This window comes from Burkholderia sp. Ac-20384, assembly GCF_017104605.1.
Taxonomy (GTDB): domain Bacteria; phylum Pseudomonadota; class Gammaproteobacteria; order Burkholderiales; family Burkholderiaceae; genus Burkholderia; species Burkholderia lata.
In genome coordinates, this window is record NZ_JAAGPE010000108.1 from 14507 (window position 1) to 28396 (window position 13890).

Annotated in this window: 16 protein-coding genes and 1 tRNA gene; 8 read left to right on the top strand and 9 right to left on the bottom strand. The window is 64.5% G+C overall.

Translation table 11 applies throughout. From position 1 onward, the window contains the following. Window positions 1-80: 80 nt before the first annotated feature. From G3O00_RS20850 to egtB, 5 genes are all read right to left on the bottom strand, one after another. Window positions 81-464 (bottom strand): hypothetical protein, encoded by a 384-nt coding sequence (locus tag G3O00_RS20850; RefSeq protein WP_206144173.1) that lies wholly within the window; start codon window positions 462-464, stop codon window positions 81-83. Window positions 465-656: 192 nt separating this feature from the next. Next, window positions 657-911 (bottom strand): hypothetical protein, encoded by a 255-nt coding sequence (locus G3O00_RS20855; RefSeq protein WP_174936302.1) that lies wholly within the window; start codon window positions 909-911, stop codon window positions 657-659. Between the two features lie 43 nt (window positions 912-954). Beyond that, a complete protein-coding gene (locus G3O00_RS20860) occupies window positions 955-1257 on the bottom strand; it encodes a hypothetical protein (RefSeq protein WP_089449610.1) in 303 nt (100 codons plus the stop codon). A 296-nt stretch (window positions 1258-1553) separates the two neighbouring features. Then, window positions 1554-2567, bottom strand: coding sequence for an L-histidine N(alpha)-methyltransferase (egtD, locus tag G3O00_RS20865; protein ID WP_206144174.1), 1014 nt, complete (start codon window positions 2565-2567; stop codon window positions 1554-1556). After that, window positions 2551-3774, bottom strand: coding sequence for an ergothioneine biosynthesis protein EgtB (gene egtB / locus G3O00_RS20870; protein WP_206144175.1), 1224 nt, complete (start codon window positions 3772-3774; stop codon window positions 2551-2553). The genes egtD and egtB overlap by 17 nt, the downstream gene beginning before the upstream one ends. A gap of 539 nt (window positions 3775-4313) precedes the next feature. Between egtB and G3O00_RS20875 the strand changes: the two genes are divergently transcribed. Continuing rightward, window positions 4314-4790 carry a carboxymuconolactone decarboxylase family protein gene (locus tag G3O00_RS20875; protein WP_206144176.1) on the top strand — a complete coding sequence of 159 codons (477 nt, stop codon included), beginning with the start codon at window positions 4314-4316 and terminating at the stop codon, window positions 4788-4790. Continuing rightward, window positions 4790-5671, top strand: a complete 882-nt coding sequence (locus G3O00_RS20880; RefSeq protein ID WP_206144177.1) for a sigma-70 family RNA polymerase sigma factor — start codon at window positions 4790-4792, stop codon at window positions 5669-5671. Before G3O00_RS20875 ends, G3O00_RS20880 begins: the two co-directional genes overlap by 1 nt. Before the next feature lie 101 nt (window positions 5672-5772). Here G3O00_RS20880 and G3O00_RS20885 read toward each other — a convergent pair whose 3' ends face one another. Both G3O00_RS20885 and G3O00_RS20890 read right to left on the bottom strand, forming a co-directional pair. Further along, window positions 5773-6276 (bottom strand): DUF2628 domain-containing protein, encoded by a 504-nt coding sequence (locus G3O00_RS20885; protein ID WP_206144178.1) that lies wholly within the window; start codon window positions 6274-6276, stop codon window positions 5773-5775. A gap of 309 nt (window positions 6277-6585) precedes the next feature. Next, window positions 6586-6662: transfer RNA gene (locus G3O00_RS20890), tRNA-Val, on the bottom strand. Window positions 6663-7141: 479 nt separating this feature from the next. Here G3O00_RS20890 and G3O00_RS43440 point away from each other — a divergent pair. From G3O00_RS43440 to G3O00_RS20910, 4 genes are all read left to right on the top strand, one after another. Continuing rightward, the gene (locus tag G3O00_RS43440; protein ID WP_241025258.1) at window positions 7142-7513 is read left to right on the top strand and encodes a hypothetical protein; all 372 of its coding nucleotides are present in this window, start codon (window positions 7142-7144) and stop codon (window positions 7511-7513) included. A 34-nt stretch (window positions 7514-7547) separates the two neighbouring features. Beyond that, window positions 7548-7871, top strand: coding sequence for a hypothetical protein (locus G3O00_RS20900; RefSeq protein WP_241025259.1), 324 nt, complete (start codon window positions 7548-7550; stop codon window positions 7869-7871). 129 nt (window positions 7872-8000) lie between these two features. Then, on the top strand, window positions 8001-8318 hold the full coding sequence (locus tag G3O00_RS20905; protein WP_206144180.1) for a hypothetical protein: 318 nt from the start codon (window positions 8001-8003) through the stop codon (window positions 8316-8318). 444 nt (window positions 8319-8762) lie between these two features. Continuing rightward, entirely contained in the window at window positions 8763-9926 is a 1164-nt protein-coding gene (locus tag G3O00_RS20910) for a hypothetical protein (RefSeq protein WP_206144181.1), read from the top strand. Window positions 9927-10415: 489 nt separating this feature from the next. Here G3O00_RS20910 and G3O00_RS20915 read toward each other — a convergent pair whose 3' ends face one another. Then, on the bottom strand, window positions 10416-11174 hold the full coding sequence (locus tag G3O00_RS20915) for an anti-sigma factor (RefSeq protein ID WP_206144182.1): 759 nt from the start codon (window positions 11172-11174) through the stop codon (window positions 10416-10418). Continuing rightward, window positions 11171-11692 (bottom strand): sigma-70 family RNA polymerase sigma factor, encoded by a 522-nt coding sequence (locus G3O00_RS20920; protein WP_206144183.1) that lies wholly within the window; start codon window positions 11690-11692, stop codon window positions 11171-11173. The genes G3O00_RS20915 and G3O00_RS20920 overlap by 4 nt, the downstream gene beginning before the upstream one ends. Before the next feature lie 156 nt (window positions 11693-11848). Between G3O00_RS20920 and G3O00_RS20925 the strand changes: the two genes are divergently transcribed. Beyond that, on the top strand, window positions 11849-12943 hold the full coding sequence (locus G3O00_RS20925; RefSeq protein WP_206144184.1) for a catalase family peroxidase: 1095 nt from the start codon (window positions 11849-11851) through the stop codon (window positions 12941-12943). Continuing rightward, the gene (locus G3O00_RS20930) at window positions 12943-13473 is read left to right on the top strand and encodes a cytochrome b (RefSeq protein WP_206144185.1); all 531 of its coding nucleotides are present in this window, start codon (window positions 12943-12945) and stop codon (window positions 13471-13473) included. The genes G3O00_RS20925 and G3O00_RS20930 overlap by 1 nt, the downstream gene beginning before the upstream one ends. Window positions 13474-13890: the final 417 nt, after the last annotated feature.

Below are 13890 nucleotides of genomic sequence, written 5' to 3' on the forward strand. Positions count from 1 at the left end.
TTTTCGCGCGACGGCCGCGTTGCCTTCCCGCAATGAAAAAGGGCGCCGAAGCGCCCTTCCATCGCGTTGGTACGCTGCACTTAAAGCGTGCGGCCCAATGCGTGGTGATGCGAATGATGCGTGGACATCGATGCGTGCGCGGTATGACCATGCGCATGTCCGTGCGTGTGACCGTGGCCCGGCTGCACGCCGGCGCGATCGGCGATCGTGTCGGAGCGGTCGGCCGCGCGCGACAGGCCCTTGTCGCGGTCGCCCGCGTGCATGCCGTTCGAGTTGCTCGACGCCTCGCCGCTCATGTGCCCGGCGGACATGCCACCCGCATTGCCGCCCGAGCCACCTGCGCCATGACCGCCACCACCGCCACCGTTCCCACCGCCATTGCCGCCGGCTGCGGCATGCGCGGAAACCGTGCCGAGCGCGAGCAGCGCGGCCGTCAGTACGGACAGATATCGTCGGTGTTTCATCTTGTGCTCCCTGGTTGGTGTGCGTTCGTATGACTGCATTCTATGAACGCGCCAGATTCGCGCCACACGACGTTGTAAATGATCGTAACGATGCGCGCGACGCGCATTCGTCACATCAATCCGGATCGTGCGTGAACGGGGAACGAAGCAGGCGGGCGCGGCGCCGCAGCGCCGCCCCGGTGACGATGATGCTTACTGCGCCGGCTGCATGCCCTGCGCGGCGGCCTTGTGCTGCGCGGCCTCTTCTTGTGCGTGCTTCTTCGCCATGTGGTGGCCGACAATACAGCCGCCAACCGCGCCGACGACCGCGTGGTGCCCCGCATAGTGGCCGGCCACACCGCCGACCACCGCGCCCTTCATGCAACCTGCCGCGTGCGCGCTGCCGATGGTGGCAAGCGCAACGATGGCGGCGGTGGCGTACAGCCTGATGTGTCGAATGGGCATCATGTTTTCATTCTCCTCTTGTAGCGATCAAGTCGAGCCGTTTCGCTCAGTCCCAGCGGCCGCCGCGCCAGCCGCCGCGATCGTGCCATTCGTGCTCGCGCCACTCACGACGGCGCCACTCGTGTTCGCGCCATTCGCGCTGACGCCAGCCGTCGCCGCGCCAACCGTCATCGCGATAGCCGACCGGCGCGTACATGACAGGCGGAGGCGGAGCCACGTAGACGGGCGCCGGCGCCGCATACGCGGGTACACCGATGCCGACCGACAGGTCGACGTGGGCCGATGCGACGCCCGAAGCTGCCAGCGCCGCTACACCGAGAACTGCACCGAGAATGAGCTTCTTGTTCATCTCGCGACTCCCTGCACGTGTCGTGCGTCATGTGAATACGGTTCGGAGTCTAGGCACCGGACACAGACACAGGTGAAACGGGTATGCGAGACAGGTAACGGACGTTTACGGGTGCCCGCAAAGCCTTGCGGGACAAGGAAGAGGCGGCATTCTACGCACCGTTGCAGCGGTGCATCGGGCCGGTAAAAAAGGGATTTTCCGCACGAAACCGGGCGATCGGCACACGCCGGCGTGCGCTTGAATGCGCCGAAAGCGAACCGCCCGCACCGTACGCGAGCGGTTCGCCAGCGCGGGCGTCACGCGCGGATATCGTCGACGCTGCGCAGCCAGTGCACGCTGAACAGGTTGTCCGCGTCGGTCCACACGGTATCGGGCACGAATCCGGCACGGCGCGCGATCGCATGGAAGCCGTCGATCGTGAACTTGTGCGAATTCTCCGTGTGGATGCGCTCGCCGGCGTCGAAGCGGAATGCATGGCCGCGCACGTGCACGGTCTGCGCGACGTCACTGACGAGATGCATCTCGATGCGCTGTCGCGCGGGGTCGTAGAACGCGCAATGCGAGAACGCGTCGACGTTGAAATCCGCACCGAGCTCGGCGTTCGCGCGCGCGAGCAGGTTCAGGTTGAACTGCGCGGTCACGCCCTGCGCATCGTTGTACGCGTCGTGCAGCGTGCGCTCGTCCTTCACGAGATCCGCACCGACCAGCAAGCCGCCGCCGCGCAGCAGCCGCGCGGCATCGCGCAGGAACGCATCGGCCTCTTCCGGCGAGAAGTTGCCGATCGTCGAGCCGGGAAAGAAGCCGATGCGCCGCGCCGGTGCCGCGGTCAGCGCGGCCAGTTGCTCGGCCTTCGTGTAATCGGCCGCGATCGGCGCGACGTCGAGCCACGGATACGCGGTGCGCAGCCGCGCGGCGGCGTCGTGCAGGTAGTCGGCCGAGATGTCGACCGGCACGTAGCGCGCCGGCGCGTTCGCATAGTTGCCCGCGAACGCGTCGAGCAGCACGCGGATCTTCTCGAGCGAGCCCGCGCCGAATTCGACGAGTTCCGCATGCGGGCCGACGCGCCGCACGATCTCGGCCGCACGGTCGCGCAGGATGCCGAGCTCGGTGCGGGTCGGGTAGTACTCGGGCAGCTCGCAGATGCGATCGAACAGCACGGATCCGGCCGCATCGTAGAAGTATTTCGGCGGAATGCTGCGCGGCGTACGCGACAGTCCGTCGATCAGGTCGCGCGCGAACGCGCTCGGCCGCGAATCGCGGGCGGGTTGCTGGCCACCGCTCGTGGCCGTCTGGTCAGACGTCTCGCGCAAGTCGCACTCCCGTGAATTGCCAGCGCGCGGCCGGCGGAAAGAAATTTCGGTACGTCGGCCGTTCGTGTCCGTGCGGCGTCGCGATGCTGCTGCCGCGCAGGACCTGCTGGCCGACCATGAACTTGCCGTTGTATTCGGCAGCCACGCCCGCAAGCGGCCGAAAACCCGGATACGGCTCGTACGACGAGCGCGTCCATTGCCATACGTGCCCGAGCATCTGCCGGATGCCCTCGGCGGGGAACGCGGCTTCCCATTCGAACTCGGTTGGCAGGCGCGCACCGGCCCAGTCCGCGTACGCGGCCGCTTCGTAGAAGCTCACGTGGCACACCGGTGCATCGGGTGCCAGCGGCTCGACGCCATGCAGGCCGAACGTGCGCCGGACGCGCGTGGCGGCTGCATCGTCGTCGTCCGGCATCCAGTACGCGGGCCCTTGCCACCCTTCCCGCTGCACCGTGGCCCAACCGTCCGACAGCCAGAACTCGGGCCGCGTATAGCCGCCGTCGGCGATGAACGCCGCGAATTCCGCATTCGTCACCAGACGGTTCGCGATCTCGTACGGCCGCACGAGCGCCGTATGGCGCGGCCGTTCGTTGTCGAACGAGAACGCATCGCCGTCGTGGCCGATCTCGACGAGCCCGCCCGGCTGATGCAGCCAGTGCTGCGGGCCGGCGTCGCCCGCGGCCATCGCGCCCGCGTCCGTCCCGTTACGCGGCCGGAATGCCGGCTTCAGCGGGTTGCACGAGAACGCGTGCAGCATGTCGGTGACGATCAGCTCCTGGTGCTGCTGCTCGTGATGCAGGCCGAGCACGACCTCGGGCGCGATCGTCTCGAGCAGCGCCGCGTCGGCGCCGGCCAGCGCGCGCAGCATCGCTTCGTCGACGTGCTGCCGGTACGCATGCACCTCGTCGAGCGACGGGCGCGTGAGCAGCCCGCGTTGCGGCCGCGGATGGCGCGGGCCGAGCGCTTCGTAATAGGAGTTGAAGAGGAACTGGAAGGCCGCGTCGAACGGCGCGTAGCCGGGCACGCGGCGCATCAGCACGACGGTTTCGAAGAACCAGGTCGTATGCGCGAGGTGCCACTTCGTCGGACTGGCATCGGGCATCGACTGCACGGCCTGGTCTTCGGCGGACAGCGTCGCGGTCAACGCGACGCTATGGGCGCGCACGTCCTGGTAACGGCGCTGAAGCTGTGATGCAAGGAGGCTCATCGGTTTACCGTCCACGTCGCGATTCGCTGCGTTGCGTGTTGCCGGAAAAGGGAAAGCCTTGCGCGTGATGCGCGCGGCTGACGTGCGACCTGCTGCTGCGTCGTCGGGCAGCCGGCGCGCGCGCCGGGCCGCGGATGCGGCGTCACTTCATCTGCCCGTGCAGAACAGTATGGTCCAGAAATGTGAATGCTGCTGGTCGAGATGCGGATGAAACGGCTGATAAATGTAAATGAAAGCAACCGATCACCTGCCAATTGCTGACATCAGCGCGTATCGAGGTGCGTGCGGAGATGCCTGCGGCGGACCTTCACTCAGCCGTGATCGTCACCCTGACGTGAATGCGGAATCGTCTGACCAGCTCGTGCGCACGAAGCATGCTCGCCGTGTTGTTCGCATTCGACGAGCGCCCTGCCCACCCTTCCCCGGGGGCCTTCCGCACCGATCCGCTCGTCGGCTTCGAAAAAAATTCTGCGTCGATGTCACACACGCGGGGGGCTCGCTCGTCATATCACCGGAACCTACACGAAAGGAGAAGGACCATGACTGCGAAACTCAACCCGTTTGCCGCCGCACCCGCGCTGATGAAGAACTGGATGACCGTCTCGGTCGCCGCTGCGAAGAGCCTCGAGCCGACGCTCATCGAGCTCGTCAAGATCCGCGCGTCGCAGATCAACGCGTGCGCGAACTGCATTAACATGCACACGGCCGAGGCGCGCGAACAAGGCGAGACCGAGCAGCGCATCTACCTGCTGTCCGCGTGGCGCGAAGCGCCCTGCTACACCGACCGCGAACGTGCGGCGCTCGGCTGGACCGACGCGCTCACGCGCCTGTCGGAGGGCCACGCGGCGCACGAAGCGGCGTACGCGGCGCTGAACGACCACTTCAGCCAGGAGGAACAGGTGAATCTCACGCTGATGATCAACGTGATCAACGGCTGGAACCGGCTCGCGGTCGGCTTCGGGCTGTGGATCGAGCCGGCCGATGCAAAGGCCGCCGCCGCGAAGATGGTGGCCTGATGCCTAACCTCGACCCGGCCAAGGACAGCGCCGAAGCACGGGACGATGCGGCGGCGAGCTTCGACCCGCTGCGCCGCACGCTGATCCGCGTCGCGTACCGGATGCTCGGTTCTGTCGCGGATGCCGAGGACATGGTGCAGGAGGCGTTCATCCGCTGGATGGACGTCGACCGCACCGAGGTGCGCATCCCTGAAGCGTTCCTGCGCCGCATGGTGATGCGCATGTGCCTCGACCAGCTGAAGTCCGCGCGGCACCAGCGCGAGACCTATATCGGCCCGTGGCTGCCTGAGCCGGTCGTCGAGGAAGACGAGCAGGAAGACGTCACGCTGCCACTGATGCTCGCGCTCGAACGGCTCTCGCCGCTCGAACGTGCGGCGTTCCTGCTGCACGACGTATTCGGCCTCGAGTTCGACGAAGTGGCCACGACGATCCAGCGCGACCCGGCCGCGTGCCGGCAGCTCGCCGCGCGGGCCCGCACGCATGTGCGCGAGGCGCGGCCGCGCTTCCATGTCGAGAAGCAGCGCGGGATCGAACTGGCGGAAGCGTTTTTTGCGGCGTCACGCAGTGGCGACATGCGCGCGCTCGGCGCGATGCTCGCCGAGGACGTGAGCCTGCACGCGGACGGCGGCGGCAAGCGCTCAGCCGCGGGCACGCCGGTATTCGGCTTCGAGCCGGTGATGAAGGTGCACGAGTATCTGGCCAGTCTGTTCGCCACGCATGCGTCGAAGCTCGTGCGTGCCGGGTTCATCAACGGGCTGCCGGGTTTCATCACGGAGGAATCGGATGGCGAGCTGCAGACCACCGCGCTCGAGATCGAGGACGGGAAGATCGTCGCGATCTATGTCGTGCGCAATCCTGACAAGTTGAAGCATCTGCATTGAGTGCGGCGGGATCGCATGTCGGGTGCCGTGCGCATGCACGGCCGCGATACGCCCTTTTCTCCGTCCTGCCGCCCTGCTTTACCGGCCGCCGGTTCCTGCGATCAGTACGCCCCGGCCACCATGTAGATCAGGAAGCCGAGCAACGGCGTTGCGATCGCGAAACCGGCCGCCGCGAGCCAGTTCGTGCCCCCCTGCGCTTCCAGCAGCGCGAGCAACGATTCGCGGGACGTCGCGCTCGGGCGCAGCTTCTCGATCTTGCGCTCGACGTGCGTCTTGTAGAGGCTGTTCCCGCACCAGCCGAGCGTGACCGCAATCCCGATGGTGACCGGGTCGAGCGTGCTCGATTCAAAGTATTTCGGGAAGAACAGCAGCTCGACCAGCGTGATCGAGAGCGTCACGCCAAGGACGGCGGCCGCCTGCCAGTACATGCATCGATACGCCATCCACACCGGGCCCAGGAAACAGGCTGCCCAGTTCCACGACTGCCGGTTCTTTCGCGACGCGGCAATCTCCCATTTCCTCTCGAACCAGGCGGCTTTCTTGCCGACGTAAGCGGCGATTTCGTCGTTGCTCGCGGATGACGTGGCGGTCGTGACGTCGGACATGGTCGTGTGCTCTCAGTCGCGCGGATCGCGCGTCGTTGTTTTGATGCGTTGGAGATCGGGCGACGATCGGAACAGCCGCTTCGATGTGCACACGATTCTACGCGCGGCGCAGCGGCCGTTGCATGACGGATCGAGGTGTCGATGAGGAAGGATGCGATGCCGTGGATCGCGCAACGCATCGGGGCGACATGCGTTGTTTCGGCCGGAAAAAGAAAAACGCCACGCGATGTTGCCGCGTGGCGTTTGTATGTTGGCGAGCCGCATTGCCTGTAGGCAAGTTGTGCTGCCAGACCCCTTCATTTTGTTCGTTGGTAGGCTCGATTGGATTCGAACCAACGACCCCCACCATGTCAAGGTGGTGCTCTAACCAACTGAGCTACGAGCCTAAGAAGCCGCGAATTATAGAGAGGGTTTTTGAGGAGCACAAGCCCCTTCGTGAAAATTTTTTGAATCGGCGTGCGCAGAGGCCGACGATCGATGTTGCCTGGCGATGCCGGGAACGTTGGCTTCACCTGTTTGCATCACAGCAAAACGCGTCGACGCGCTGTGATGTTATCCACATTGCCCTTTGGATAACCATCCGGCAAGCCTCTGGATTCACAGTGGAACGATTGAGGATATGTCGCCGCGACTGTGAATCGACGAAAAGTTGTTCTGTGATGTCCGGAGCTGTTCACGTAGCTCACCCAAGGTTATGCATTCCGCTTCCTGTCGAGAATTCATGAGGTTAGGGACGTTATCCACTGTGAGGCACAGGGTTTGTTAACTATCACTACGTATGTATACGAACTCTGTTAACACCTTTGGATAAGCACAGTCCGCCGACTGTGATCCGGGCAAGATATGCACTGCTTGCAGGGATCGGATGAACGAAACGGAAGGCTGTGAAGCACTCGAGCGATACGTGAGCCGTCATGTCTGTAGAATCGCCGGCATTCAGGATGCGAGGGCCTGGCGCACAGGTTCACGACAGATCGGTGATTCTTCGTTGACCCCGCTCGACGCACTCGATATCGACGTGGTCGTTCATCGGTTGCAGCAACAACCGGGCGGTATCGTGTTCGAGCAACGCGTGTTGATCCCGGAAGCCGAAGTCCTGTGTTGCCGCTACAAAGGCGAGCGATTCAACGTGAAGTTCGATCTCGACTACGGGGTGTCCGTCGATCGCGTCGGAAAGCTGTCCGGCGAGGACGTCGCAGAGATCGTCGGATGGCTTGTGAAGGAAGCGGGGCGATGACAGCGGATGAAACCGGACGAGGCGATCAATGAAGATGCCGGTCGACGAGATGCTGGTGAAGGATATTGCCGGCCGCGTCGCGGTTGTCGTGACCGACGTGATGGCTGCCGCTGACGTGCTGACGCAGTTGGGCTTCGCTCGACAATCCGAGCGCTGGGAACGCGCAATCGCAGACGATACCGACCGCCAGGCACTCGTTGTCGCGCTTGTCGATCTCGATGCGTTGTTCTCCGCGGGTCGCGACTGGAGCCCACAGGCACTCGTCGAGTATTACCGGGAAATCGGCGTGGTGCAGCGCGGATACCGTACGGTTGCATGGCGTGGGCCGGCGCAATACGTCATCGAGCAGCATGACTGAATCACCGGGGGCAAGGCGATGACGTACAAGGGTTACGCAGACGGCGTCGTTCCCGACGAATCGCAGTATTTCCTGGAACCGCGGCCGGTGCCGCAGACGAGCCCGAGCCCGTAACGTCCGGAGAACACCGTGAGGAAGCTGAATTTCGGCGCAGTCGATCGATGCTCCGTCCGGCTCAATACCGCGACGTTGCTCGGCCTTAAGGCCGCCTATGAGGATTTTGCGAAGACCGGGCAGGATTTGCACAACTTCGAGATCAGCGTCGAGGACAGGGAGGCATCGATGGCGGACCCGGGGCCGGACGATGACGTCATCATCGTCACATTCGTGGCAAAGCTTATTCCAGGCATGCGCGGGCTTGGCAACGCGAACCGGCTTGGGAAGTCGATCGAATACGTTATCTCGCCGGAGACGGGCGAAGTCCTCGGCGTGTTCGGGACGAAGTGACGCGATGGCCGAAGGCGTCCGATGCGTGCGCAGCATCGGCCTGGGTATGGGGATAACGGATTCACAAACGACTCCGAACGCTGTGCGAAGTGTCGGTGAGCCTCTGCGCCGAACGCAGGCGCGTCGCAAACCATCGATGCAAAGGCATCCAGTTGTGGAAAACCATCCCACATTGCACTCAAAACGCTGTGCGATCCACGGGTGAGCGAGATCGGCATGACGGGAATGATGCGCGCCAGTCGCGTGTGGACATCCCGTTCTCGCCCGACTCGAAATGCTGTGCAACCGAGCGGTGAGGGATGCGTCTTCGGCGAAACACACGGCGGTACCGATACCGGGCTGCGGCGTGCCGATCCGGGAGGGCTGCACCGGTCTGCTGATACGATGGCAGCCTGAGAGGCCGGTTCATAGCCGGATAACACCAACCATAAAGGCGGGAAGACGATGCACGGATTGCTTGCGCGATTGCGGGGCGTGACGAAATTGCCGTTCCTGAGCGCGAAGCGCGCGTCGTTTTCAATGCGGTTGTCGGCGCTGATTCTCGCGGCCACGGTCGGCACAGGTGCGCAGGCCGTCACGAACGACCCGAGAATCATCGTCGGTCCTTACTATCCCTGGGTGCAGTTCGATGCAAATCGCTCGCTGGAGCTTGCGCCGATCCTGATTCCACGCACCACCTTCTCCGAGCGTGCCGAGTGGCGTTTTGTCGATGACGCGCGCCATATCTCGACGTTTTTTCCCGAAGAAAGCGCCTTGCAGTACACCGTCTTTCGGACGGACGATCCCGAGACGATCGTATTGCTCGGCGGGATGTACCGTAGTCGCCGATGTAATCGCGAGTACCCCAGCAGCATTCCCTGTCCGCTTGTCGAAGTGTTTCTTTCGCAGGACGGCGGCCAGCACTTTCTCAAGCGCGGCGTGATTCTGCCGCCGCTCAAATACTCGGTAGGTCAGTGGGATCTGGGTCCGCGTCTTCCGATTCCTGTCGTCCTCGTCCGGCAGGGCGTTCTCTATCTGATCGTGAGCAATGCCGACGCCAGGCCGCGTGTGCTCGGCGACGACTATCCGGGAAACATTGGTGTGGAGGTGAAGTGGGGCGATCGGATGGGGCTCCGCTATACCTGGCCGGAGGATTACCTTCCGCTTTGGGACTGGCGAATGTGGTCCGAGCGGCCCCGCCCCTGGAAGGCGCAGCCTACGTACGTCTACGCGGTCGAATTGCCGCGGGCGGAGGCGGCGCCGGCCGATGAGGTGCCGCTGTCGGAACACCCGACGCGTGTCGAGCAGGTATGTAGCTGGCGGCGGATGAAGGCCAGATCGTCCGGGTTGCCGCCGTTGAACGCCGTGTCGGTGGTCGGGAGCCGGCTGGATGCGTTCGGCGAACTGCCTGCTTTCGAGATGCCGATGAAGGCACCGTACTCGACGCTCGCGTTGATCCAGGCGTCTTATAGCGAAGACAACCGCGCCCGGTTGTTGCAGGACATGCAGGCCGATTATCCCGACTGGGTGGCATCGCAACAGCCGGTCGCGCGACTGTTTCCGGAGATGCTGGCACCGCACGGCAATACGGCGAAGGTGAAGGATTCGGACATTCAGTGCGCTCCATGAGCGACGACAGCAGCAGCCTGCATCGAGAACGCGATGACGTAAGTGCCGGCATCGGCCAGTGTGGAAAGGTGGCTTCCAGCGGGACGAAAATGCCGTGTGTGGCGGCGGCCGGACGCTTGCGCGATGCGGATTCGCCTGCGTGCATCAGTCCGGCTGTCGTGCGGGCGCAGGTTGCAAAGCGGCTTGTGGATATCCCGCCCCCGAACGACTCGCAACGCTGTGCCCAGCCAAGGTGAACGAGTCGATCAATGACCACGCGAGGCGTCGTCGCGATCGATGTGGATATCCCGCTCCGCGGCGACTCAAAACCCTGTGACACCGACGGGTGAGGGTAGCGAAGATGCCCTGGTGTGGACAACAGACCGAGCAAGTCAGTCGAAACACTGTGCAGGCGAGCGGTGAGCGTGAGCGCGCCCCAGTCAGCAAAGCCGCATCATTCCGGGCGCTGGAGGCCACCACCGACCGCCAGCGCGGCGCGCATCGTACCACTCAAGTCTGCTGATCGAGCGCCTGCACGACTGCTTTCTCCGCGAGGCTCCCGGCCGGCCCGACCACTGCATAGTTGAGCCCGTTCACCGACCCGTACCGTGCCAGCAGCGCGCCGTCCACGCGTTGCCCGGCCGGCAGCAGCCGATGTTTCGATTCCGCAGGCCGCATATAGAAGCTCAGCGTCCGCCCGGCTGCATCCTCATAGAGCACCATCGCAGCCGTGGCGCCGCTGTCCGTCGTGAACAACCGCCCGCCGACCGGCCTGAACCCCGCCGCACTCAAATCCGGCAGCTTCGCCGACGCACCGACGCGCCGGGTGAGCCACCCCTGCAAATCTCCCGCACCGGTCGGCCGGTAATCGACCTTCGCCGTCTGATCGACCACCATCATCCGGTAGGCCTCGACCGCATCGCTCATCGGCGCGATGGGCGGCGGCGCGTTCCACCCGCGCGCCTGCCAACCGCCCAACGTCCCCAGCCCGACGCAGAACACGAACGAAGCCGCCATTGCGAACCGCATCCGCGTGCGCTCCACGCGCCGTCCGCGAATCGCGGCCGGATCCAGCGCCGGGTTATCCGCCGGCATCCGCACGCTCTCGAGCGCGGCCCGCAACCGCTGCGCATCCTGCTGCCATTGCTTCACCTGTTCAGCGCGCTCCGGATGCAGTGCGAGATAGCGCTCGACCGCGGCGCGCGCATCGTCGTCGAGCTGGCCGTCGACGTAGGCCTGAAGGTCGTGTTCGTTCGGAGGCGTGTTCATTTCTTCATCAATCGCAAAGAAGGAGCGGGAAGCTCGCCGTCGCTGAGCTGGCGCAGCGCCTGGCGCGCGCGGGAGAGCCGCGACATCACGGTGCCGATCGGAATGTCGAGCAGATCGGCGACTTCCTGATAGGTGAAGCCTTCGACCGCGACGAGCAGCAGCAGGCTGCGCTGCTCGTCGGAGAGCCGGCCGAATGCTTCGAGCGTCGCGCGCGCCGCGAATTCGCGCTCGGCGGACGGCCAGTGCGCTTCGTCGTCGTCGCGGATACGGCCGAGCAGCCACGCGTAACGCTTCGCGCTGCGCTTGCCGTCGAGAAACTGCCTATAAAGGATCGTGAAGAGCCAACTGCGCAACGATCCGTCGTCGCGGCGGCTCGACCAGCGCGACAGCGCGCGCTCGAGCGTCGACTGGACGAGATCGTCGGCCGCGTGGACGTCGCGCGCCAGCCAGAGCGCGAAGCGTCGCAGCCTGGGGATGAGTTCGCGCAGTGCTTCGTCGTCGAGGGCGGTGGAGGGCATGGCCGGGCCGGTTGCCGAATGGGTCGAGATGCCACGTAGGACGCCGGTCGGCGCCGCTTATTCCACCAGCATAGGAAAAAACTTTTCGTGGAATAAACCAGCGCGGGTGGCGTCCTACGCGGGTTCGACAATGACCTGACGGTCGGGAGCCTATATATGGAGCGATCTTCTTCCTCTTCTTCGCCGCAGCGCGAGCCTGGGCGCGGGTGGTGGCGCTGGGCCGTGATCGGCGGCGCGGTGGCCGGCGTGGCCGTGGCGTTCGGGTATGTCGGCGGCTGGCTCGCGCCGGCGCGTCTGACCCCGCACCGGATCGTCGATGCGTTGCAGACGGCCGGCGACGGCATTCACCCGGGCTTCCGGCGCAATCACGCGAAAGGTGTGTGCGTGACCGGCTACTTCGAAGGCAACGGCGCCGCGAGCATGTATTCGGTCGCGCCGTTCTTCAAGGCGGTGCGTACGCCGGTGGTTGGACGGTTCGCGTTGCCGGGCGGGAATCCGTATGCGCCCGACAGCAGCGTCCCGATTCGCAGCCTCGCGCTGAGGCTCACCGCACCGGACGGCGAGCAATGGCGAACCGGGATGAACGCGATGCCGGTGTTTCCGGTCGCGACGCCGCAGGCGTTCTACGCGCAGTTGATGGCGACCCGGCCCGATCCGAAGACGGGCAAGCCCGATCCGGCGAAGGTGAAGGCGTTTTTCGGCGCGCACCCGGAGACGGCCGCGTTCCTGCAGTGGATCAAAGGTGCGAAGCCGAGCGCGAGTTACGTCACCGAGAGCTATTACGGGTTGAACGCGTTCTACTTTGTCGACGCGACCGGCAAGCGCCAGGCGGTGAGGTGGCGCGTTGTGCCGGAGCAGACGGCTGGTGCCGGCGACGTCGCGACGGCGGCGGATCCGAACGTGTTGCAGCAGGACGTGACGCAGCGCATCGCGGCCGGTCCGCAGAAGTGGAAGCTGCTGGTCACGCTCGCGGAGCCCGGCGATCCGGTGGACGACGCGACGAAGGTCTGGCCCGCGCAGCGCACGACGATCGACGCGGGCACGCTCGTGCTCGACCGCGTGGAGGCGCAGGACAGCGGGCCGTGCCGCGACGTGAATTACGACCCGACGGTGTTGCCGCAGGGGATTCAGGTATCGGGGGATCCGTTGCTGCCGGCGCGGTCGGCGGCTTACGCGGATTCGTATCTGCGCAGGACGAGTGAAGAGGCCGGGGTGGCGGGCGTGGCGCGATTGAGTGGGGAGGGACGGTGATGAAGGCTTCGACGACGTTTAGCTTGCCGGCGCGGGTGCTGCACTGGGTAATGGCCGCGATGATCATCGCGATGCTGTTCATCGGGGTGGGGATGGTGGCGTCAGTTTCCGAGCGGCATGCGGTCCTGGTGGCGATTCACAAGCCACTGGGCATTGCCGTGCTGGTGCTCGTGTGTGTGCGGATCGTGGTGCGGGTTCTGTCGACGCCACCGGCATTACCCGAGGATCTGCCGTGGTGGCAGAAGGTTGCCGCGCACGGGTCGCATCTCGTGCTGTATGCGCTGATGCTCGCGATGCCGCTGATCGGGTGGGCGATGCTGTCGGCCGGCGGATACCCGGTGACGCTGGGCGGCGGTGTGCAGCTGCCGGCGATCGTGGCGGCGGATCCGGTGACGTTTGCCTGGCTCCGGGTCGCGCACCGGGTGCTGGCCTATCTGTTCTTCGCGACGTTCCTCGCGCACTTTGCTGCTGCGCTGTATCACGGGCTGATTCGCCGGGACGGCGTGGTGAGGGCGATGGTGGGGCGTTGAGCGACGACGGTTAGGCTCGATGCGGCGGGGCTGTTCACGGGCAACCGGGGTTGCTTCTGCCGTGTCGCATATATATGACCATTGGAGAGGTTCAGCGACCCCCGGCACCGCATGTCAAAATAATTTCACAAAAGGGGTTGCGGAGACTGAGACTGGTGCTTAGAATCACGCCTCTTTCGCGCTAACGGAAACGCAGCGCGGGGGAAAGAAGGGAAGCGGTGCTGTTGATGTCGGTTTTAACGACTCCAGCGCAAATGGAATTAAACCGCAGTCGTCGCAACGAAGTAGTTAAAAAAGTTGTTGACGAAATGCGAAACACGGTTCATAATCTCGCTTCTCTGCTGCTGAAAACGCAGCGCTGCTGAGAAACACGAAGTTCCTCGCAGAAACGCTCTTTAAAAATTAACAGCCGATAAG

Coding starts and splice junctions, on each gene's coding strand:
- G3O00_RS20850 (WP_206144173.1), bottom strand. CDS start 464: ATGAAACACCGACGATATCTGTCCGTACTGACGGCCGCGCTGCTCGCG.
- G3O00_RS20855 (WP_174936302.1), bottom strand. CDS start 911: ATGATGCCCATTCGACACATCAGGCTGTACGCCACCGCCGCCATCGTT.
- G3O00_RS20860 (WP_089449610.1), bottom strand. CDS start 1,257: ATGAACAAGAAGCTCATTCTCGGTGCAGTTCTCGGTGTAGCGGCGCTG.
- egtB (WP_206144175.1), bottom strand. CDS start 3,774: ATGAGCCTCCTTGCATCACAGCTTCAGCGCCGTTACCAGGACGTGCGC.
- G3O00_RS20875 (WP_206144176.1), top strand. CDS start 4,314: ATGACTGCGAAACTCAACCCGTTTGCCGCCGCACCCGCGCTGATGAAG.
- G3O00_RS20880 (WP_206144177.1), top strand. CDS start 4,790: ATGCCTAACCTCGACCCGGCCAAGGACAGCGCCGAAGCACGGGACGAT.
- G3O00_RS20885 (WP_206144178.1), bottom strand. CDS start 6,276: ATGTCCGACGTCACGACCGCCACGTCATCCGCGAGCAACGACGAAATC.
- G3O00_RS43440 (WP_241025258.1), top strand. CDS start 7,142: ATGAACGAAACGGAAGGCTGTGAAGCACTCGAGCGATACGTGAGCCGT.
- G3O00_RS20900 (WP_241025259.1), top strand. CDS start 7,548: ATGCCGGTCGACGAGATGCTGGTGAAGGATATTGCCGGCCGCGTCGCG.
- G3O00_RS20910 (WP_206144181.1), top strand. CDS start 8,763: ATGCACGGATTGCTTGCGCGATTGCGGGGCGTGACGAAATTGCCGTTC.
- G3O00_RS20915 (WP_206144182.1), bottom strand. CDS start 11,174: ATGAACACGCCTCCGAACGAACACGACCTTCAGGCCTACGTCGACGGC.
- G3O00_RS20920 (WP_206144183.1), bottom strand. CDS start 11,692: ATGCCCTCCACCGCCCTCGACGACGAAGCACTGCGCGAACTCATCCCC.
- G3O00_RS20925 (WP_206144184.1), top strand. CDS start 11,849: ATGGAGCGATCTTCTTCCTCTTCTTCGCCGCAGCGCGAGCCTGGGCGC.
- G3O00_RS20930 (WP_206144185.1), top strand. CDS start 12,943: ATGAAGGCTTCGACGACGTTTAGCTTGCCGGCGCGGGTGCTGCACTGG.